Annotated in this window: 20 protein-coding genes and 2 pseudogenes; 6 read left to right on the top strand and 16 right to left on the bottom strand. The window is 24.8% G+C overall.

The window, feature by feature from the left end; translation table 4 throughout:
• Window positions 1-139 precede the first annotated feature (139 nt).
• A complete protein-coding gene (locus ACE38S_RS03595; protein WP_374696435.1) occupies window positions 140-352 on the bottom strand; it encodes a hypothetical protein in 213 nt (70 codons plus the stop codon).
• A gap of 663 nt (window positions 353-1015) precedes the next feature.
• On the opposite strand from ACE38S_RS03595, the gene ACE38S_RS03590 reads away from it, so the two are divergent.
• From ACE38S_RS03590 to ACE38S_RS03575, 4 genes are all read left to right on the top strand, one after another.
• Window positions 1016-1186: a hypothetical protein gene (locus ACE38S_RS03590; RefSeq protein ID WP_374696434.1), complete on the top strand. Its 171-nt coding sequence runs from the start codon at window positions 1016-1018 to the stop codon at window positions 1184-1186.
• Window positions 1146-1322: a hypothetical protein gene (locus ACE38S_RS03585; RefSeq protein ID WP_374696433.1), complete on the top strand. Its 177-nt coding sequence runs from the start codon at window positions 1146-1148 to the stop codon at window positions 1320-1322. Before ACE38S_RS03590 ends, ACE38S_RS03585 begins: the two co-directional genes overlap by 41 nt.
• A gap of 220 nt (window positions 1323-1542) precedes the next feature.
• Window positions 1543-1911 (top strand): DDE-type integrase/transposase/recombinase, encoded by a 369-nt coding sequence (locus ACE38S_RS03580; RefSeq protein WP_374696432.1) that lies wholly within the window; start codon window positions 1543-1545, stop codon window positions 1909-1911.
• A 3-nt stretch (window positions 1912-1914) separates the two neighbouring features.
• Window positions 1915-2067: an IS3 family transposase gene (locus ACE38S_RS03575; protein ID WP_374697126.1), complete on the top strand. Its 153-nt coding sequence runs from the start codon at window positions 1915-1917 to the stop codon at window positions 2065-2067.
• Between the two features lie 977 nt (window positions 2068-3044).
• On the opposite strand, the gene rpmG is transcribed toward ACE38S_RS03575, so the two are convergent.
• The 8 genes and pseudogenes from rpmG to ACE38S_RS03535 all read right to left on the bottom strand — a co-directional run.
• On the bottom strand, window positions 3045-3194 hold the full coding sequence (gene rpmG, locus ACE38S_RS03570) for a 50S ribosomal protein L33 (protein ID WP_374696431.1): 150 nt from the start codon (window positions 3192-3194) through the stop codon (window positions 3045-3047).
• A 152-nt stretch (window positions 3195-3346) separates the two neighbouring features.
• Window positions 3347-3715, bottom strand: coding sequence for a hypothetical protein (locus tag ACE38S_RS03565; RefSeq protein WP_374696430.1), 369 nt, complete (start codon window positions 3713-3715; stop codon window positions 3347-3349).
• An 882-nt stretch (window positions 3716-4597) separates the two neighbouring features.
• Window positions 4598-4744, bottom strand: a complete 147-nt coding sequence (locus ACE38S_RS03560; protein WP_374697125.1) for an ATP-binding cassette domain-containing protein — start codon at window positions 4742-4744, stop codon at window positions 4598-4600.
• Between the two features lie 342 nt (window positions 4745-5086).
• On the bottom strand, window positions 5087-6037 hold the full coding sequence (locus ACE38S_RS03555; protein WP_374696429.1) for an IS30 family transposase: 951 nt from the start codon (window positions 6035-6037) through the stop codon (window positions 5087-5089).
• 331 nt (window positions 6038-6368) lie between these two features.
• Window positions 6369-8021: a hypothetical protein gene (locus ACE38S_RS03550; RefSeq protein WP_374696428.1), complete on the bottom strand. Its 1653-nt coding sequence runs from the start codon at window positions 8019-8021 to the stop codon at window positions 6369-6371.
• A 216-nt stretch (window positions 8022-8237) separates the two neighbouring features.
• A complete protein-coding gene (locus tag ACE38S_RS03545; RefSeq protein ID WP_374696427.1) occupies window positions 8238-8450 on the bottom strand; it encodes an MGMT family protein in 213 nt (70 codons plus the stop codon).
• Between the two features lie 510 nt (window positions 8451-8960).
• The gene (locus ACE38S_RS03540) at window positions 8961-9941 is read right to left on the bottom strand and encodes an IS30 family transposase (protein WP_374696426.1); all 981 of its coding nucleotides are present in this window, start codon (window positions 9939-9941) and stop codon (window positions 8961-8963) included.
• 1311 nt (window positions 9942-11252) lie between these two features.
• Window positions 11253-11381: pseudogene (locus ACE38S_RS03535) on the bottom strand (IS3 family transposase); the annotation flags it as partial.
• 1089 nt (window positions 11382-12470) lie between these two features.
• Here ACE38S_RS03535 and ACE38S_RS03530 point away from each other — a divergent pair.
• A pseudogene (locus ACE38S_RS03530) lies at window positions 12471-12890 on the top strand (spiroplasma phage ORF1-like family protein); the annotation flags it as partial.
• 25 nt (window positions 12891-12915) lie between these two features.
• Here the strand turns inward: ACE38S_RS03530 and ACE38S_RS03525 are convergent.
• On the bottom strand, window positions 12916-13038 hold the full coding sequence (locus tag ACE38S_RS03525) for a hypothetical protein (RefSeq protein ID WP_374696425.1): 123 nt from the start codon (window positions 13036-13038) through the stop codon (window positions 12916-12918).
• 252 nt (window positions 13039-13290) lie between these two features.
• Window positions 13291-13359, bottom strand: a complete 69-nt coding sequence (locus ACE38S_RS03520) for a lipoprotein (protein WP_374697124.1) — start codon at window positions 13357-13359, stop codon at window positions 13291-13293.
• Between the two features lie 1648 nt (window positions 13360-15007).
• Between ACE38S_RS03520 and ACE38S_RS03515 the strand changes: the two genes are divergently transcribed.
• Window positions 15008-15166, top strand: coding sequence for a hypothetical protein (locus ACE38S_RS03515; protein ID WP_374696424.1), 159 nt, complete (start codon window positions 15008-15010; stop codon window positions 15164-15166).
• Between the two features lie 90 nt (window positions 15167-15256).
• Here the strand turns inward: ACE38S_RS03515 and ACE38S_RS03510 are convergent, their stop codons facing one another.
• From ACE38S_RS03510 to ACE38S_RS03490, 5 genes are all read right to left on the bottom strand, one after another.
• Entirely contained in the window at window positions 15257-15436 is a 180-nt protein-coding gene (locus ACE38S_RS03510; protein ID WP_374696423.1) for a hypothetical protein, read from the bottom strand.
• Between the two features lie 479 nt (window positions 15437-15915).
• Window positions 15916-16197, bottom strand: a complete 282-nt coding sequence (locus ACE38S_RS03505) for a hypothetical protein (protein ID WP_374696422.1) — start codon at window positions 16195-16197, stop codon at window positions 15916-15918.
• 126 nt (window positions 16198-16323) lie between these two features.
• On the bottom strand, window positions 16324-17070 hold the full coding sequence (rnc, locus tag ACE38S_RS03500; protein WP_374696421.1) for a ribonuclease III: 747 nt from the start codon (window positions 17068-17070) through the stop codon (window positions 16324-16326).
• Window positions 17071-17077: 7 nt separating this feature from the next.
• Complete coding sequence (gene plsX / locus ACE38S_RS03495; RefSeq protein WP_374696420.1) at window positions 17078-18082, bottom strand: phosphate acyltransferase PlsX; 1005 nt, start codon at window positions 18080-18082, stop codon at window positions 17078-17080.
• A gap of 78 nt (window positions 18083-18160) precedes the next feature.
• Window positions 18161-20269, bottom strand: coding sequence for a polyribonucleotide nucleotidyltransferase (locus tag ACE38S_RS03490; RefSeq protein ID WP_374696419.1), 2109 nt, complete (start codon window positions 20267-20269; stop codon window positions 18161-18163).
• Between the last annotated feature and the right edge of the window lie 727 nt (window positions 20270-20996).

The raw sequence follows: 20996 nt of genomic DNA, 5'->3' as shown, positions 1-20996 counted from the left end.
TAACAAAGTTGGTATCCGGACTCAATACCAATACGGCGTTTGTTTATGGATGAAAGTGTTTTCTAATAAAAATAATTTGATAATCTGGCTTTGTTAAATATTCTTTAAGTAATCTTTTGATAAAGATTACTTATTCACATTAGGCGTCAACAAGTGTCATATTTTTTTGCGTCGCGATATCTTTAATTCGATCATCACTGCCGTGGGCACTTAAAATAACAACTTCATTATCCGGTAATATTTTAATGAGGTTCAGGGCGATTAAGTTTAAAATCATTAATTGAAATAACCCCTTATATAATAAATTAACGATTTCATCAATAACATGTTTATTATGGTGTTTAGATAACATAACATATAAATTTCCCGTCGAGCGCGTAAAATATTCTGCTGGTGGGAATTTTCCAAAAACTAAGAAAAAATATAATTTTATATCTATCTTTTTTAATTATGTTTTAATTATCATTAACCTTGTTTATTTTCAGAAAATAACAGCAAAAACTAACCGAATAAAAATATCATACCTGGAATGTCGTTTAACCAACAAGTAAGTGAGGATAAATAATATAGAGGGGCCCGTATAACTGCTATGACCAATAAAAGCAATTATTTTAGGCAATATAAAAGAGTTATCGTGGTTTTTTTGGGGATAAATATTTAATCCACAATGGTTAAAGGGTGAGTATTCAACAATAAAAAAATTTAGAAATCTTACTTCTTTATAAGAAGGTTTTGAAAGTGTATTTTAAAGAACTCTGTTGAAAATAGTTAAAAATTAAATTATAAAATAAAACAATATTGATTAATAAATGTCCGTTATTATATTAATTAATAATTTTTGATAGATTGCAAGAAGTTGGATCATATTTATGTTAACTTTCAAATAAAATATAATTATGAAGAAAGTAGGAATATAAAAATGATAATAAATTCATATACCGATGAATTTAAAAAACAAATTGTTTTACTTTATCAAAATGGCAAAACAATTCTTGAAATTTTTAAATAATATAAGGTGTCAAAATCAACTATATATCAGTTAATTGAAAAATTTCATAATTCTGGATTTTTTAAAGCAAAAGATAATCGCACTGTTGAAAAAATGAACTTTGATTGCCTTGCGAAAATAATTAATATAATTATAAATGAAAAACAACCTTTTAAAGCAAGCGGCGCTGATAATTAATAAAAAAATAGAAATTATTAACAATAATAAAGAAAAATATTCTGTGCGAAAAATTGGTCAAATAGGATCAAAATTAAAGATAGCAAAATCAACATATTACTATCAAATTAATAAATGTGGCTATGGTTGATGTTAATAATTATGAACAAAAAGTTATCAGCGCATTTAATGTTAATCGTAAAATTTATGGATCTTGTAAAATTAAAAAAGCTTTTTAATCATAAAGATACTATCTTATCGTGAAAAAATTTGCCAAATTATGATTAAAAATCAGTTAGTATCTAAATGCACCAAATTAAAATATCGTAATCATAAGTTGGTGGTTAATAACAACGAAATTAGCAACGTTTTAAACCGTGAATTTAATAATTAATAATAAAACACAACCCAATGAAGTTGTTGTTAGTGATTTAACATATGTTCAAGATGGCGCTAAATGACATTATTTTTGTTTGTTGATTGACTTGTTTAATCGTGAAATAATTGGCTATAATATCGAGACAAATAAAGTAGTACAACTAGTGCAAGAAACCTTTTATTCAATTATAAGATCATTAAAACAAATTACGTTATTTCATACTGACTGGGGCAATGAATTTAAAAATAAAATCATTGATAATATCTTAAGTACTTTTAACACCAAACAATCATTAAGCAATAAAGGAGGGCGCTATCCTTATGATAATGTTATGTCTGAAACAACTTACAAAAGTTTTAAAACATAATTTATCAAGAGGCAAAAATTTATAAATTTAACCCAATTAAAATACAAATTATTTAACTTTGTGCATTGATATAACAATATTCGAATTCATGGTAGTTTAAATTATTTAATACCTGTTGAATTTAGAAAAACAACAGTCCATATAAAAATGTCATAAAAAGGGTTGTTAATACAAAAGAAAATTTATATTTTCTATCATGAAAATATAAAAAAATAGGATTGATAATCGAGGGAAAATTAGTAATTTTCGAACTATTTAGTAAACAAAAAATGATAAATATGAATTTGGTTGATTTCAAACGGATATAGTGGTTGGTAAAAATCATCGATCTAATCGTCGATCTAGTTATTTAGTCTTAACAGAATAATTAAGCACAAAAAAACTTTTTGTAAAAAATTAAAAGAAAACTCGGGATCAGAAGTTACGAAAGCAATTAAAAAATTTTAAATAATAATATTTTCAAAAACATAAATATTAAAGGAATTATTACCGATCAAGGTAAATAATTTAGTAACTGAAAAGAAATAAAAAAATTGCTTGTACTATGTTTGTTTTTGTGATGATGGAACACATAATCAAAAACCGTTAGTTGAAATAATTAATAGAAATATTATACATTGATTTCCTAAAGGAACAGATTTTAACAATATTACATAACAAGAAATAGATTGAATTATTAATGTTATTAACAATAAATCAATGACTTGTTTATAGTGATTAAATTAACAATAATTATTTTTAAATTTATCATAACATATTTAATAATTTTTTATTGAATTAATCAAATAATTTATTAAATTATTTTTAGTGTACCAAAATTTGTAAATTTAAAACAAAACTAATATAATTTTAAAAATAAAATTATATTGGATACTTATTTTATTGTGTTATAATGAAAATAAATAAAATGTGTTATTTTAATTTAAAATTTACAACTTTTATTATGCCTAATTGTAAAGTTAAGTGCAACTAAATTATCTTTCACCAATCGAATATTTGGTTAGAAAAATAATTTAGTTGCACTTAACTTTACAATTAGGCAAATATAAAAACAAAAAAACAATCTTGCAAGATTGTTTTTTTGTCAGTTAATTTTACAAGACGCCTTTTTAAAAATAACTCATTGTAATGAGTTATTTTTTTTCTTTATGTAAATTATGTTGATTACATTTTGAACAATATTTGTTAATCTCTAATTTTTCTTGTTGTTTCTTTTTATCACGTTTTGCAATGTAGTTTTCTTCCTTACATTGTTCACAACGTAAAATTATTCCTTCACGCATTTGCTTATTCCTCTTTTCTGATTAAACATTCTTTTTTTTGAATTTTTGCAACAAATATATCATAACAAAATAATTTAATTTTGCCAATTATTTTTCGGTTCTTTTCTTAGTTTTTTAATTATCTTAGCGGAAAATCCGAATATCAAGGATAATTAACAGAGTGGGTTAATACTAAAAACCATATCGTAATACCTAAAATAATGCTTAATTCATGTCGATGATAAAATTATATCCTTATAATGAATACCAAATAAGGCAGGTATAAACCCAACAAAAAGAAATGACACCACACCAATAAATAAAATTGTAAAAATAGTTGTTATAATTGATTGCGTTGTGCGGGTATTAACTAAAATAACAATAATTAATATTAAAGCAATTGTGAAAACTGTAATTGGAATTGATGTTATAAATAACAAGAAAATAATAAAATTATAAACAACGCCAAAAGGAAAACGTAAGATGACAATAATAATAAAAATAAAACTATTAATTAAAATTAAAAGATCAGCAATTAACACTAAACTAAAATAGTAAAGCATAAACAATTAAGATAAAACCAAACGGTTTAATTCCTAATAAGCCAATCATTTTATAAACTACTGACATTTTTAAATGATTTAAAAACCTCGTAATCACATACATTGTTATACTTTTGTCTCGGTTGTGATAAAACTAACTTCAATTGATAACGGCATTAAATTGGGGCCATATTTATATTTAACAAAAATTGTTGTGTCTGACAAAGAATTAAAAACATAATAATAAAAACAGAAAAAATTAAAATAAGTTTTTGATTCGTAAAAAAAAAAAAAACGGTATAAAGCTGCTAAATTAATTTTTTAACTAACTAATAAAATATTTTTTGTTTTTATTAATGTATTTTGCTTAGTTTTTTGCTAATTTATCATGACCCACCGTCCTAGTTCTATAATCTTTTTATATGCTACAATATGATATTTTTTAAATTGATCTTTAACAAAGAATTCAAGACTACCATATTATGCAACAACATTTTTTACTTTTGTTACTTTTGTAATTTTTTCGGCTACCATAAAAATTAAAGTTTCACAAAATTTTTAAATTTCTTTCATATTATGTGAAATTAATAATAAAGTTTTATCTTATTTTGTTAAAAAAGTACTTAAAATTTCATATATTTTATCTTTAATTTTTAAATATAATCCAATTACTAATTCATCAAGAATAATTAAATTGGTGTCAACAATTAATGCTAATAAAATATTAATTTTTTGTTATTAACCACCAGATAATTTAGAAATATTCTTGTTCATTATTTTTTCAATTTGAAAATTTAACAGAAGTTGATAAATTTTTTCGAGGGCAATTAGTAAATTATGATATTTTAAATTTATATTTAAAATATCATATCCATTAATTCCTTATGTGGGGATATTTTTATTCTTGGATTTGCATTCCAATTTGAACCCTATATTGCTTTTCTCATTAATGCCACTTGAAGTATACCGTAATAATTGTGCTAAAATTTTACACAAAGTTGTTTTTCCCGTTCCATTAGGACCAACAATTCCAATGCTGTCCCCCCCTTTTTTTTAATCGTTAAACTAATATCTTTTAAAATGTGTTGTTTTCAATAAAATTTATTAACTTTGTTGCATTTGGTTTACAATTTACACAATTAAATAAGGTCGGACTAAATTTAATTTCAATTGAAATAATCGTATAACCAACCAACCCACTAGTACTGAATAATAATTATAGGAATAATAATCATTAATGTCGCTTGAGATCACCCTATAAACTGGCTAAAGTGCACACTTTCCTTATCAAAAATATTTAATAACACTTTTTCGGTGGATATTACCCAAATTAAATTCAAAAAAAATGCCTAATTGTAAAGTTAAGTGCAACTAAATTATTTTTCTAACCAAATATTCGATTGGTGAAAGATAATTTAGTATTTTTCTTGGTCTATGGTTTAAAGACAATATAAATTTATGAACTGCATTTTTCGTGGTATTTGAAAAATTAAATTTTTTAGGAAATTTTTCTCTAATTAACCCATTAGTATTTTCATTAGTACCTCTTTGTCAGGGTGAATATGCATTAGCAAAATAAATTTTCACATTTAAATTTTTTTCAAGTTGTTGTCAATTAGCAAATTCTTTACCTCTATCAAATGTTATAGTTTTAACAAGATTATTTGGAAGAATTGATAAATAATGGCTAATGTTTTCGTTAATAACTTTAGTAGTTCTATTTTCAACTAACATTGCTAAAGTAAATCTTGATGTTCTTTCAACTAAAGTTATTAAACATGATTTACTTTTACCTCGCGATGATACTATAGTATCACCCTCTCAATGGCCAACAGTTATGCGATTATTAACATTAACATTTCGTTCTTTAATTGATTTACCATTAAATTTACCGCGATTTTCTTGAGATTTTCGTTTCTTACCTTTTCTTCTTAAATTTTTATTAGTAACCTTTTCAAGTAATCCAGAATAAATTAAATTGTAAATTGTTTTAAAACTAATAATTCATTCTTTATGAAAATTTTTAATTCTTCCATAAATTTGTTCAGGCGATCAACCTAATAATAATTTTTGTTGTACATATTTTACTAATTCTCTATTTTTAAACTTATGAAAATAAACATGTGATTGTTTTCTATTTTCTGCTTTATTTTGTGCAATTAATGAAAAATAATGATTATTATCTTTATTTCTATTAACTTCTCGAATAATAGTACTAATACTTCGATTAAGATTTTTAGCTATTTCACTAATTTTTAATTTAAATTTCAATTGATTCTCAATATAAATTCTTTCATCTATGCCAAGATGTTTATATCCCATATAAAAAACTCCTTGCTTTAATTTTTCTAAAATAAACTTAGCATCATGAAATTTTTATATGAAATTTTTTGCAATTTTATTTACTTGCACTTACAAGTATAATTTAGCAATTAATAAGGGCACCCCAAAAATTAACATAGTCAAAATATAAATTAAGAAAAAATAAAAATCCCATTTTTATTAATATAACCGTGTAACTATCAAATTATCCCAAACCAATTGCAGCTCATAACGATGAAACAATAAATCCAAATTTTGTCATTTGCTTCTTACTACTAATTTTTTCCTCTTTTGTTTTTAAATAAAAAATGCAAGATTATTGCATTTTTTATTAATCTTTTTTGTTTTGTGGTGGCAGCTTGCTACGTGCCCCTCAAATAACGGCAATAATAATACTTGTACAAAAAACCCCAAAAGTAACAATTAAAATAATTTTAATAAGATTAACTTTTTGATTATAATTAGAAATATCATCGTAACCAAAAATATTCCCCGGATATTGACCTCTAACCCCAATATTATATAAAATGTTTTTAAAATAATTTTGTGCATTATTACGGGCTTCTTTAATCATTCCATAATAAGCATCAACAGCATGTCCCATCTCATGATTTAAAATATAAAATTGATTAGGTGTACTTCATCATCCATTATTATATTGTGAACTAACTCTTCTGCGCATAATATTATCAATTATTTCAGTAGAAATAACAACATTTGCTTTTCTTGTTGTAACAATTTGATCGCTTGCCCCTATCGCATTTTCAAAAGAATAGCTTGTATAAGCTGCTGTCTGTCTTGATTGATTTTCTAATTGGGCATCTGGCGAAAAAATAAAACCAGTTAAGAAATATTTAAAATTATTATCAGTTACAGTATAGGTTATATTAAATAAATCCAAAATTTGATTTTCAAAATCTCTAACCTCATCATCACTTCAACGATAATAATCTTGGGCTGCTTGAACACTATCTTTTAAGAAAATGGTACTACCTTTTTGGTGATAATAATTATTATCATACCTTGTTAAAGCTTTTAAAGTCTGATCTAATTTATCAAATGATGAATAATTTTTTTGTTTTGCCGTACTCATAAAATCTTCATATTTTCTACGGGATGAATTTTGGGCTTTCGTATAAGAATCATTCATCATTTTTGCTAATTCACCAGACAAATCCCATCATCAATTGGCAATAATATTTCGGTATATTACACCACTTAAAATAGGAAAATGACTATTTTTAATGTCCCTATTTTTATTTGATTGTCACATAATTAATGCCGTTTTAATAGCATTAAAAGTATAACTATCTTCTCCTCCTGTTGGAATTGTTTGTTGTAACCCAAAACGAGAACCAAAAAGATTAGAACTATATTTTAAATTAACAGCATCAGATGGTTTTTTTGCTAAATTAGTATCGTAAATAATTTTTGATGACGAAATATGCTGGTCGATGAAATCAAGACTCTTTTGAAGTGTACTTATTTGTGAACCAAAATTAGTTTTTTGTAAGGGTGCATAAATCTCAATAAAAAACTCATTCAAAATTTCTCAACTCTTATTTTTCATCGCATCTGGTGTTGTTGTTCACTTCGCATATGCTTCCGCAAAAAATTCTTTTAAACTTTTCATTCCATAATTACTAATGTTGACAATTGAACCGATTAACGACATTTCAAACAGTTCTTTTCGATTTATTGTAACATTCTGTGTATTACCTCAACCATTATAAATTGTATCTTTATTTTGAATAATATTTTGTTCTATTTCTTTTATTGTACTGTTACTACTAATATTTGATGATTTATAAATAAATTCAAGCAATATTTGTCCAGAATAAATAAAATCATCTTGACTGGTTGATGTAATATTTGTTAATCCAATGTATCCATTTGAATTAACAAAATTAGTAGTTGGTATAAATGCCAAATTAACAGTTCCAAACACTCATAAACTACTCGCTATTGCATGAAACTTTCCCATAATTTTTTCTCCTTTTATATTTTAAAAATTTATTACTGCCATACACTATTTTAATTTAAAATAGGACTTATTTTAAATTAAAAAGGACTTTTTAAAAAATACCATTAAACTAATTAATGTTACTAATAAAATATAATTATCAAATATTTTCTAATTGTAATAACGATGCTTTCATTTTTAACTAACCACAATAACCACGTAAAGCATTATTTTTATCTAAAACACGATGATATGGGATAATAATTTTGTCATATTATTATTACAAGTGCTGCCCTCACTTGCCTGCATTGTTTGCGGATGTCCAATTTTCTGTGCAATATCAACATAGCAGGTTGTTGTTCCATAAGGAATTTTAGCAACCTCTGCTCAAACTTTTTTAAAGAAGTCCCTGTAAAATCAAACGATAAAGTAAAGTTTTTTCGTTAGCATGTTAAATATTCTTTAATTGTGTCACAAATAGCTGCTGTTTTCCTTGTTTTATTAACAATTAACAAAAAATTAAGGCTTTTTTTCTTTTGCCAATATTTTAATTCACAAAAAGCCTTGTTATTAGAACCAATAAAAGTCACACCTTGATCAGAAACAAAAACATGTAAATTTAAATTATTAACCGTTAAATTAGTATAATATAATTTAATTAACTATGCTTCAGCCATTTTTCAACCTCCTGTTGCTGCTTTTTATTAAAATAAATTTTTCTGCTTTAAGGTATTTAAATTATATTATTAATTTATAAAAAACTATTTACAATTGGCATTTTTTTATTTTTCATCGTGTAGATACGAGTTCCAAATTTGTATCTCTTGTTAAATTGATGATAACACTATTTTAAAGAAATGCAACTATTTTTAAAAAAAATAAAATATTTGTAAATTTGCACTATTTTTGGCATATTTAAGCACAATGAAAAATAATTTATTAAATTTTTTTCAAATAAACTTATCTAAAATTATTTAAAAATACCTCTTTTGAAGTTCTTCAATTCAAACACGGTCGAAGTTTATCGTTTATAACATTAACTACTAAATCTATTATTTTTTGACTAACATTATTAAAATCAGTTCCCTTAGGAAGTCAATATCTAAATTCGCCGTTCATATGTTCAATTAAAGGTTTTTGTTGTGGTTTACTGGGGTCACAAAAATAAACTTGTGTTTCAGTAAATATTTCCATTTCTCTTCATTTACTAAATTCTTTACCTTGATCTGTAATAATTCCTTTCATTTTACCTATTAAATTATTATTTATAACAATATCTTTAAATTTTGTTACAATTTCGCTATAACTATGATTTTTTAATTTCACTGCAAAGTAATTATTACTTGACTGTTCAAATAATATCAAACAACTATATTGATGGTTTTTTCCCACAACAGTATAAATTTCAAATCAACCAACACTATAAGCTTTATTTTTAAAATCTCAAATTGATTTAAAATTAATTAATTTTCCACAATTATCAGGTTTTTGTTTTATTTTATATTTTTTACCATGATGGAACGAATTTTCTTTTCTTAACCCTAATTTTCCTAAGCGGATTCATTTATATAATGTTTTAACATAAGCAGAAAATTTGACACCAAATTCTATAAAATAACGATAAATCAATTGTTCGAGTGTATCGTGGTATTTATTAAATCTTGTTTTAATAAAATCTAACTGCTTTTTTGTAAATTCAGGTATTTTTTTAATACATTTTTTACGCTTTTGTTTATAATATTTGTGAACATCTGATGGTTTATAATCTTGTATATTTTTAAATCGCTTAATTTCTTTTTTATCAGTATTAATATTTCTTCTCGTTTGTCTTGCTATTTCTGATAAATTAATCTCACCATTTTTCTTTTTACAAGCATCAGATAACAATAAATTATTAAAAAAATCTCGTTCATTAAATATTAAATTTTTAAATTTTTTCATTTTTATACAAATTCCCTTCATTTTTTCTTATAATTAATATATATATATATATATATATATGCGCTGTGTAGATACAAACGGCAAATTTATATATTGTTTAGTTAATAATAAAATATTTTTAATAAATTGCAACCATTTTTTCAAAAAAAAAAAAAATAAATTTTTGTAATTTCATCTTATTTTAAGTATATTTAATCAAACTAAAAATAATTTATTAAATTTTAACTAATAAACTTATTTAATATTTTCCTGAATTGTAAATATATTTGGGAAACTTTATTAAATATTTTGTATTAAAGCCAATGAATTTTTATAATTCAGGAAAATAGAAGTAAAGCTAATCGCTTTCACACTTTCTTTAAAGCTTTGCACCATAGATGAGTTGCTCATCTTTCAACATCAAAATATTAAATTTTGAGATTTGCATTATTCACCAAATAACACCTTTATTGAAAGGATTTATGAAAATATCGTTTATTTTGTGTAGGGAAAACATAGTTTAATCTTTTTTATAATAAAAGTTGTAAATTTTAAATTAAAATAACACATTTTATTTATTTTCATTATAACACAATAAAATAAGTATCCAATATAATTTTATTTTTAAAATTATATTAGTTTTGTTTTAAATTTACAAATTTTGGTACACTAAAAATAATTTATTAAATTATTTGATTAATTCAATAAAAAATTATTAAATATGTTATGATAAATTTAAAAATAATTATTGTTAATTTAATCACTATAAACAAGTCATTGATTTATTGTTAATAACATTAATAATTCAATCTATTTCTTGTTATGTAATATTGTTAAAATCTGTTCCTTTAGGAAATCAATGTATAATATTTCTATTAATTATTTCAACTAACGGTTTTTGATTAGGTGTTCCATCATCACAAAAACAAACATAGTACAAGCAATTTTTTTATTTCTTTTCAGTTACTAAATTATTTACCTTGATCGGTAATAATTCCTTTAATATTTATGTTTTTGAAAATATTATTATTTAAAATTTTTTAATTGCTTTCGTAACTTCTGATCCCGAGTTTTCTTTTAATTTTTTACAAAAAGTTTTTTTGTGCTTAATTATTCTGTTAAGACTAAATAACTAGATCGACGATTAGATCGATGATTTTTACCAACCACTATATCCGTTTGAAATCAACCAAATTCATATTTATCATTTTTTGTTTACTAAATAGTTCGAAAATTACTAATTTTCCCTCGATTATCAATCCTATTTTTTTATATTTTCATGATAGAAAATATAAATTTTCTTTTGTATTAACAACCCTTTTTATGACATTTTTATATGGATTGTTGTTTTCTAAATTCAACAGGTGTTAAATAATTTAAACTACCGTGAATTATAATATTGTTACATCAATGCACAAAGTTAAATAATTTGTATTTTAATTGGGTTAAATTTATAAATTTTTGCCTCTTGACAAATTATTTTTTAAAACTTTTGTAAATTGTTTCAGCCCCAGCATTATCATAAGGATAACCTTTATTGCTTAATGATCGTTTGGTGTTAAAAATATTTAAGGTATTATCAATGATTTTATTTTTAAATTCATTACTCCAGTCAGTATGAAATAACGTAATTTGTTTTAATGGTCTTGTAATTGAATAGAAGGTTTCTTTGCACTAGTTGTACTGTTTTGTTTGTCTCGCGCGACACTATAGCCAATTATTTCACGATTAAACAAATCAATTAACAAACAAAAATAATGTCATTTAGCAACCACCTTGAACATATGTTAAATCACTAACAACAACTTCATTTTGGGTTGTGTGTTTATTAATTTTTTAAATTAACGGTTTAAAACGTTGTTAATTTCGTTGTTATTAAACACCAAATTATGATTACGATATTTTAATTTGGTATATTTTAGATACTAACTAATTTTTAATCATAATTTGGTGAATTTTTCTTCGCGATAAGATAATATCTTTCTGATTAAAAATCTTTAACTTTACAATCTCTATAAATTTTGGCGATTAGCTTAAATGCGCTGATAACTTTTTGTTCATAATTATTAACATCAACCATAGCCACATTTATTAATTTGATAGTAATATGTTGATTTTGCTATCTTTAATTTTGATCTATTTGACCAATTTTTCGCATGGAACATTTTTCTTTATTATTGTTAATAATTTCTATTTTTTTATTAATTATCAGCACTGCTTGCCTTAAAAGGTTGTTTTTCATTTATAATTGGATTAATTCTTTTCGCAAGGCAATCAGTTAATTTTTTCAACAGTGCGATTATTTTTCGCTTTAAAAGATCCAGAATTATGAAATTTTTCAATTAACTAATATATAGTTGATTTTGACACCTTATATTATTTAAAAATTTCAAGAATAGTTTTGCCATTTTGATAAAGTAAAACAATTTGTTTTTTAAATTAATATACCGATGAATTTATTCCCCATTTTTATATTCCTACTTTCTTCATAATTATATTTTATTTGAAAATCCACATAAATATGGTCCAACTTATTGTAACCTATCCAATGGTTTAAAATATAAAAAATTGAAGAACAAAAAATCGATTATAATGTATTTTAATTATAAGTATAAATAGCAAATGATATTTACCATTATTATGATTTTAATTTTGAAATTTATAAATGACAATAAATAAATAATGGTGGACTATTTCCTGATGGAAAATGATGACAAGTTAAATATGAAAGTTGTAATTGACATAATTTAGTGTGTTATATAAAAAAATGCTGCAATTTGAATTGTAAATAATATTCCAGGTGTTAAACAAGTGAATGAAATAGCAAGTGGAGTTGGTAAAATTTTTCAAACAATTTATAGTTTTTTTATTAAAACATTTGAATTATTAAAATTTAATCCTGAATTATATAATACAATAACTAATTTATTCTTATTAATTATATTTATTAAATTTGTGTGATTAATATAAAAATGAATTTAATAATAGTTCCTTTTTAATCTTTCCAATCAATAATTTTTCCAGTATCTTTGTTTATTGTTGGTATTTCTGGTTTATTATCGCCATTTCAACGATAAAATTTTTTTATATATTTTAAACCATCGAAATATATTGGCATATTATTAGGTTTTCCAATTTCCAATTTATAAATTTTTCAAAGTATTTAATTACCTTTTAATCTAAAAATAACAAAATAATGTTTACCATTCTGTACAATTACATCTTCAAATAAATTTTTATTTATTATTACACCTTTTTCTTTTGACATATCAGTAATTACTTTTCAACTACTATTTTATGGTGGTTGTTGTGGATTATATGGTGGCTCGGGTTTATTATCGTTTTCATTGTTATTTGGTTTTTTTCACAACTAATTAATGTTTGTTGTACTTATTGCTGTTAATCCGATTGTTCCCAATATACTAAGTATTTTTTTCATATTTTTATCTCCTTATTTAATATGTTATAATTACTATATGTAAATTATAACATACAGTAATATTTTAGTAGGTAAAGTGTGAAAAAATATGAAAGATTAGATATTAATGAAAGAGTAAATTTAGCAAAATTTAAAGATAATTAATTATTTAAAAATAAAAATAGAATAATTAATATTCAAAAAATTGCTAAGCAAATTAATAGATATTATAGAACTATTTGGAAATAATTAAGTCATTTTTCTAATGAATATAATAATTTTGATCGTTCGCCACAAAATATTATTAATTCGTATGAATTACAATATAATTTATGTAAAATTTGTTGTATATTTAAAACAATGTATAAATATATTAAATTAGGTTATTTTAATTTAAAAAAATAAATATTATATTTTAAAAATAAAAAAATAAAAACAAAAAAATGGGGAAAAAATGATAATCGTGGAAAATTATTTAATATTAGAGATTATAAGTAATTTTTAAATTATTATGGAGATAATTTAAGTTTTAATATAATTTGAGAAATGGATATTTTTGATTGTGGTGATTTTCATTTGTTAGTTTTGTTAAATTGTAAATCAAAAATATTTTTTTATCATATTTTATTTAGTAAAAAGGCAATTATTGTATTAACAATTTTAATTAAAATGATTAACCAAATTGGTATTAGCAAATTTAGTTTTATTTTAACCTATAGAGGAAAATAATTTTATAGATTAAAAACAATAGAAAAACATTTTAAAATAAGAGTTTATTTTTACGATGCTGATATGCTTTGTTAGAAATAATAAATAAAGATATAATAATATGTTGATTAGTTCAAAATGATCCCATCAATTAATATTAATAGTAGATTAAAATCTATTTTAGATATATTAAATACTACAATTAGACCTTGCTTGGGAAATTTTACATTAAAATAATATTTTAAAAAATTTTTTTAAATTAAATTAGTTTTTGTATAAGACTAATAAAATTTGTTTTTTGTTGTGTTTAATTTTATAATTTTTAAAATAATATTAAAAACAATATTTTTAATTTAATACTTTTTGTTATTATTGTTTTTTATTTTTAATTTGTAATAATTTTATTAACTTTTTATGATTTAATTTTATAGCATATATATATTTAAAGTTCAAATGCAACAAATGGCGCCCCTCAGTAACGCAAACTTTTACTACTTTTGGTTTTAATAAAACTAAGGTTGAGCATGATACTTCAATAAATAATTGAATAAAAAAGCATAAGCACAAACCACAAAAGTAAGTAATAAATATGTCTCCACAATTAATAATCGTGGTGAAATTGTAATATAAGTTATGAATTATAAAAAACCTTGATAAATAATATTTAAAACAAAAGAAAGATCAAACTTGTTACTAGCGGTAAGGTAAGCGTCGCAATTACAAACATTAAAAGTAAAAAACAAGACACAATAGAAGGAAAGCAATTATCCCAGTTCGATAACCTTGGGCCTTTAAATTACCAATAATTTCCTGATTTAATAACAACAATTTATTAACAATAATACTAATTATAATAAAATATGAAATTATTAATAATAAAAGAAATAGTAATTAAGGTTGATCCAATAATATCTTCCTTATTATTAATAAGTTCAATTATATGATTTATGAGTATATAAGGATGATTAAAACAGGTAAAAATAATAAGAAACACCATCATAAACATTATAGCCATGTCTCACTTCAACTACTACGGGCTTGTAAAAAGCCAAGATTTAATTCTGTTAATAAAAACACAGTATTAGTTGCAAGCATTAATGGTAATTTTACTGTTAATTAGGCGCGATACATCACCTGCCGTCATCCCATTTAATAATTTCGTATAGTAATCACCGCCAAATTATAAATAAGGATTATAAAAAAATGATGATTAATTTGTGGTACTATTAACATAATCATTCGTTCCAAAACCAACATCATAAAACCCATGGTGACTATCTCCGTCTTTCAGTAATAAAACTATAGCCCGGTCAATTAAAAAGATCACCAATTTTAATCTTATTTTGTGAACCGTAATAATTATTAATAATAATTGATGGCTGATTATCATCAGCCTTATAATTTAAAAACTCTGTATAACCCCTTCACCATAATTGGTGTTGTTAAATAATATGGATGGTCACTTTTAATATAAAAATGCTCCGTTTTAAAAACATCATAAATGCGTATTGTATCGCTCATTAAAATACAGTCAGAAACTGAAACAATAACAACTGAATTTAATAATTGAATTTTTAATTCATAAATCTACGCCTGATTAGTCTTAAATTCTTTATAAGCATTAGTAAAATAATCGTATATTTTCCTAATTTAGCATTATCTAAGGAATTAACAAGAATAATTAAATTTGTGTCGGGTCCTTAAAATACCCATTAATTATTTATACCCGTTTTTATATAAAAAACAAGAACTACTTGATAAAATATTACTTTTAAAATTAAATGCAACATTACCGGATGCCTTTAATTGTTCAACAAAATATTAATTTGAACTATTTGAATCAATTAATTTTCCAGCTCGATCTGTTTTTTAATCTAATGTAATTTTATAACTATATTGCTCTTTGTTAACTAAACGAAAATAAGAACTATCTATTTTATTAAGATCTAAATTTCCACCATTATTAATATAATTAATATTATTTAACCTATATGATAAACTTTGATTGCTTGAGACAATTTTTAAATTTTTATTAACTTGGAACGTAATATTAGTACTGTATAAATCTTTTCCAATTAATTTTAATTGACTAGTGCTTAAATTGTTAGACAGAATTACCCCCTCGAATAAGGTAATAATAATTATTAACATTAAAAACAAATCCTAAAACCTGTAAACTATTTTTGGTAAAACTTAATCAAAAATTTTTAACAAATGTCTTATCATCATTATTTTCCATTTCCATATACCAATAATATAATATAATTATATTATTAATTATTTATAAAAATGATATTCTGGTTTATTTGCTAACTTTTGTAAGGCGTTGCGAGCGGCCAATTGTTCGGCTTCCTTGTGCGTATAACCGCACCCTTCGCCATACCGAATACCGCAAATTTCAGCAATAACAGTATATAAAACGCGGTTGTTTTCCGATGTTGGTGATTCTTTAACTAACTTATATTCTAATGTGTGGGTATCACCAGTTTGTAAAAATTCTTGTAATTCAGTTTTATAATCGCGAATTTGGTCAAAAAAACCAGGATTAGAAACCATGTTAATAAGAGTTCTTTTAATAAAGGTTCGGACAGTTTCTTCCCCCAAATCAAGATATAAGGCGGCTAGAATTGATTCATAAATATCGGCTAAAATCCGGTTTTTTTGATACCCTTTTGTTTTAATTTCTCCTTTTCCTAATAATAAAAAGGGTGCTCAATTCATCCGGCGCACTAATTCTGCTAAAGTTCCTTCTCGCACAATTTTACTACGTAAATTAGTAATTTCTCCTTCATTTTTATCTGGGAAACTTAAAAATAAATATAAGGAAATTTCTTTAGCTAAAATAGCATCCCCAAAAAATTCCATTCGTTGATAAGTATAAATCAAATTATGCTCATTAGCATAAGAGTTATGTGTTAATGCTTCTAAATAATATTGTTGTTTTTTAATAAAAATATGATAACGTTCAAAAAAATTTTTTAATTCATGAAAAAGTTGTTGCGGTTGTTTGTTTGCAAACTGCATCCTATCATTAATCCCTTTTTAATAATTTTGCTGTCATTTTTTGGACAAAATCATTAACAACTGCATTATGAGTTAATTCTAAAGTACTAATTCATGATTTTTCATCACTACTACCATGGGTTTTAACAGCAATTGCCCTTAAACCAATGACTAATGCTGCCGCATTATTTCGATAATCAAAGGTTTCGCGAACGCAGCTAAAAACTTTTCGCAACGATAGTGCTTTTAATTTTCGATAAAAGTTCTTTGCTAACTCGTATTTAATTAAATCCATTAAATTTTTAGACACCCCCTCTAATGTTTTTAAAGCAATATTACCAGTAAAACCATCTGTTACAATAATATCAACAACATCACTAGTAATATCACGTGGTTCAATATTCCCTTTAAAAAAAACTTTGTTATTATTTGTTAATAATTTATAAGCTTCTTTATGATAATTTTTCCCTTTTGTTGTTTCTTCGCCAATGTTTAACATTGCAACAGTTGGTTTTTGTTTATGCATAATTTCTTTAGCATAAATACTAGCCATAATTGCAAAATTAACAAGATCTTGGGCATTGTTTTCTAAATTAGCCCCAACATCTAACATTAAAACCGACTTCCCCTTTTTAACGGTCGGAATAAAAGGCATAAAAGCTGACCTAGAAACACTAGGAATTTCGCCCACAAGAAAATGACACGCGGATAAAAAAGCAGCCGTTGAACCACCCGAAACCAAAGCATCCACTTTTTGATCACGTAATAATTCCGCTCCCCGAACCACCGAACTATCTGGTTTACGCCGAATTTCAACCATTCCTTCTGTCATAGCGATTATTTCTGTTGTAGCAAAAATTTCATATTTAGTATTATCTAATTTTGCTCCTTCAGCAGCAATTTTAAGTTCTTTTTCACTTCCGATTAATATAAAAGTAACATCTTGATATTTTTTCATAAAAACTTTTAAAGCTCCGATAATAGGTATAATACCTAAATCAGTTCCCATCATATCAATTGCAATTTTACTCATAATTAACTCTCCTAATTCTTTTTTAATTATAACAAATATTTTAACTAGTTATTTAAGAGTTTTTATTAAAAAATTAAGTTACTTTTTAGGTATAATTTCTATTAATTGTAAATTAATTTTCCCTTTTTCATTAATCTCTAAAATCTTAACTTTAACATTATCATTTAATTGAACAATATTTTCCGCTTTTTTAACATGTTTGTCTGATAACTTCGAAATATGAATTAAACCATCAACATTTTCTTTTAAATTAACAAAAATCCCAAATTTTTCAACTTTAACAACTGTCCCAATTATTTCCTCACCAATTGTAACAGGTATTGCGATCGCTTTAATTAATTGATATGCTTTTTCAATTGCTGTTGTTGCTTTATGATAAATGGTAACTTGTCCACCATCTTCAATATCAATTTTTACATCATCAGATTTCTCAATAATAGCTGTAATCATCTTACCATTAGGACCAATAACTTTCCGAATTTTATCAACTGGAATCATAAATGTTTTCATTTTTGGCGCTGTTGGGGCTAATTCAGACCGTGGAGTTGCAATCGTAGCTAAGACATTTTCTAAAATCGTCAAACGTGCTTTTTTAGCAGCCATTAATGTTTCTTTTAATATTGCTTTATCAATCCCTGTAATTTTAATATCCATTTGTAAGGCACAAATCCCCGTTGCCGTCCCCGCTACTTTAAAGTCCATATCGCCAAGGTGATCTTCCATTCCCTGAATATCAGTTAAAATAGTATAATTTTCCCCCTCTTTAACTAATCCCATTGCAACTCCCACTACGGGGGCTGTAATCGGAACACCAGCAGCCATTAAAGCTAATGTCGCAGCACAAATCGATGCTTGTGAAGTACTACCATTTGATTCTAAAACTTCTGAAACAATTCGAATTGTATATGGAAACACTTTTTCATTCGGAATAATTTGACTTAAGGCCTTCTCTCCTAATGCACCATGGCCAATTTCTCGTCGTGAAGGAGGACCCATTCAGCCAGTTTCTCCAACAGAAAATGGAGGAAAATTATAATGGTGCATAAAGCGTTTCCCTTCTTCATTAGTAATACCATCAATAATTTGGTTTTCTCCCAATGCCCCTAACGTTACAACTGATAAAACTTGTGTTTCACCACGTGTAAATAAAGCACTCCCATGAACAACTGGTAAGATATCAATCTCACTACTTAATGGACGAATTTGATCTATGTTTCGGCCATCTAACCGAGTTTTATCAATTATAATTTGACGACGCACTTCTTGACGAACAATATCATGTAACGTTGTTTTTAATTCGGTAATTAACCTTTTTTGTTCTTTCTCTGTAATAGATGATGGGATAAGGTAATGACTAATTGCTTGCTCAGTTAAAAAATTAATTGTATCATAACGTTTAATCTTTGTTTTAATTTGTGCTGCAGTAACTAATTCCTTTGCATAATTTTCATTAACATAAGTCATAATTTCTTGTCTAACTTGAAACAATTCAACCGCCATTTTGGAAACTCCAACTTTAGCGATAATTTCGTTTTGAAAAGTAATTAACTCCCGAATAACCCCATGGCCAGTTAAAATTGCTTTCAATATTAAATTCTCGGAAACTTCTTTAGCCCTCGCTTCAACCATATTAATTGCATTCGCCATTCCTGCCACAATTAGTTCCATTTGTCCATCGTTTAGTTGCTTTAATGAGGGGTTAATAATAATATTATTCTTTTGATCAATCATTACTAATGTTCCCGCTACTGGTTCAGCAAAAGGAATTTTTGAAATACTAAGGGCTAATGATGCGGCAAATAAACTAACAATTCTAACATCATTATCATTATCAACTGCTAAAACATTAATAACAATTTGCACTTCATTCCGGAAGTTTTCAGAAAATAACGGTCGTAAAGCCCGGTCAATTAATCGTGCTGATAATGTCCCATACTCTGATGGTTTTCCTTCTCGTTTTAAAAATCCCCCCGGGATTTTCCCTACTGAATATAATTTTTCTTGAAAAACAACCGTCAATGGAAAAAAATCAGCTTCACTAACTTTATTATTAACTGTTGCTGTTACTAAAACAACCGTTTCTCCGTAGCGAATCAAAACTGAGCCGCTTGCTTGTTTTGCTAATTGACCATGTTCTACAATCAATTTTCGATTATTTATTATTTTTTTAAATACTTGTTTTGTCATCAAAACTCTTTATTCCTCTCTTATTATAATTTATCTTCTTAATTTTATCACACATTATTTTATATTTACGATATGATATAAATAAGTGTCCTGTAAAATGAACTGATAAAAACAATCTTGCAAGATTGTTTTTTTTATTTTTATATTAAAAAACATAAATTTATTTGCATTATTGATCGGATGGTATCTTTAAATTTAGAACTTTTATCATAAAAATAGATTAAGTTTTGTTTTTTCTACATAAAATAAAGTTTATTTTTATAAATCCCTTTAAATAAAGGTATTATCCGATCAATAATGCAACTCTTAAACTTAATATTTTAATGCTTAAAGATTGATAACTCATCTATGGCACGAAGCTTTAAATAAAATGTGAAAGCGAATGGACTTACTTCTATTTATTTCTTTAATTATAAGCAAGATTAATCACTTGCGAAATGTTATATTGCGGGGTTTTTATTTGTTTTTACAAGAGTGCTGCTAAACCGAAAAAAACAATATCAGACACTAAAAAAACAAGATGGTTGTAACTCCAAAAAATTATTTTATTTATATAAAGTTGTGTAGGGATGAATGAAGCGTAATTAATAACTCCTCAGTAAAAACTTTTTTTGCTTCCTTGGGGGATAAACTATGTCTAAATAACCTTATAGCCGCCGCCCCGCTTCACTCTGGTGGTTAGCAGGGGCGGCGAAATGAATAAATACTAAAATAAAATACATTATTT

Origin of the sequence: Spiroplasma endosymbiont of Polydrusus formosus, from assembly GCF_964263245.1 — a bacterium.
In the GTDB taxonomy this organism is placed as follows: domain Bacteria; phylum Bacillota_I; class Bacilli_A; order Mycoplasmatales; family Mycoplasmataceae; genus Spiroplasma.
This window is presented reverse-complemented; position numbering and strand designations above follow the sequence as displayed.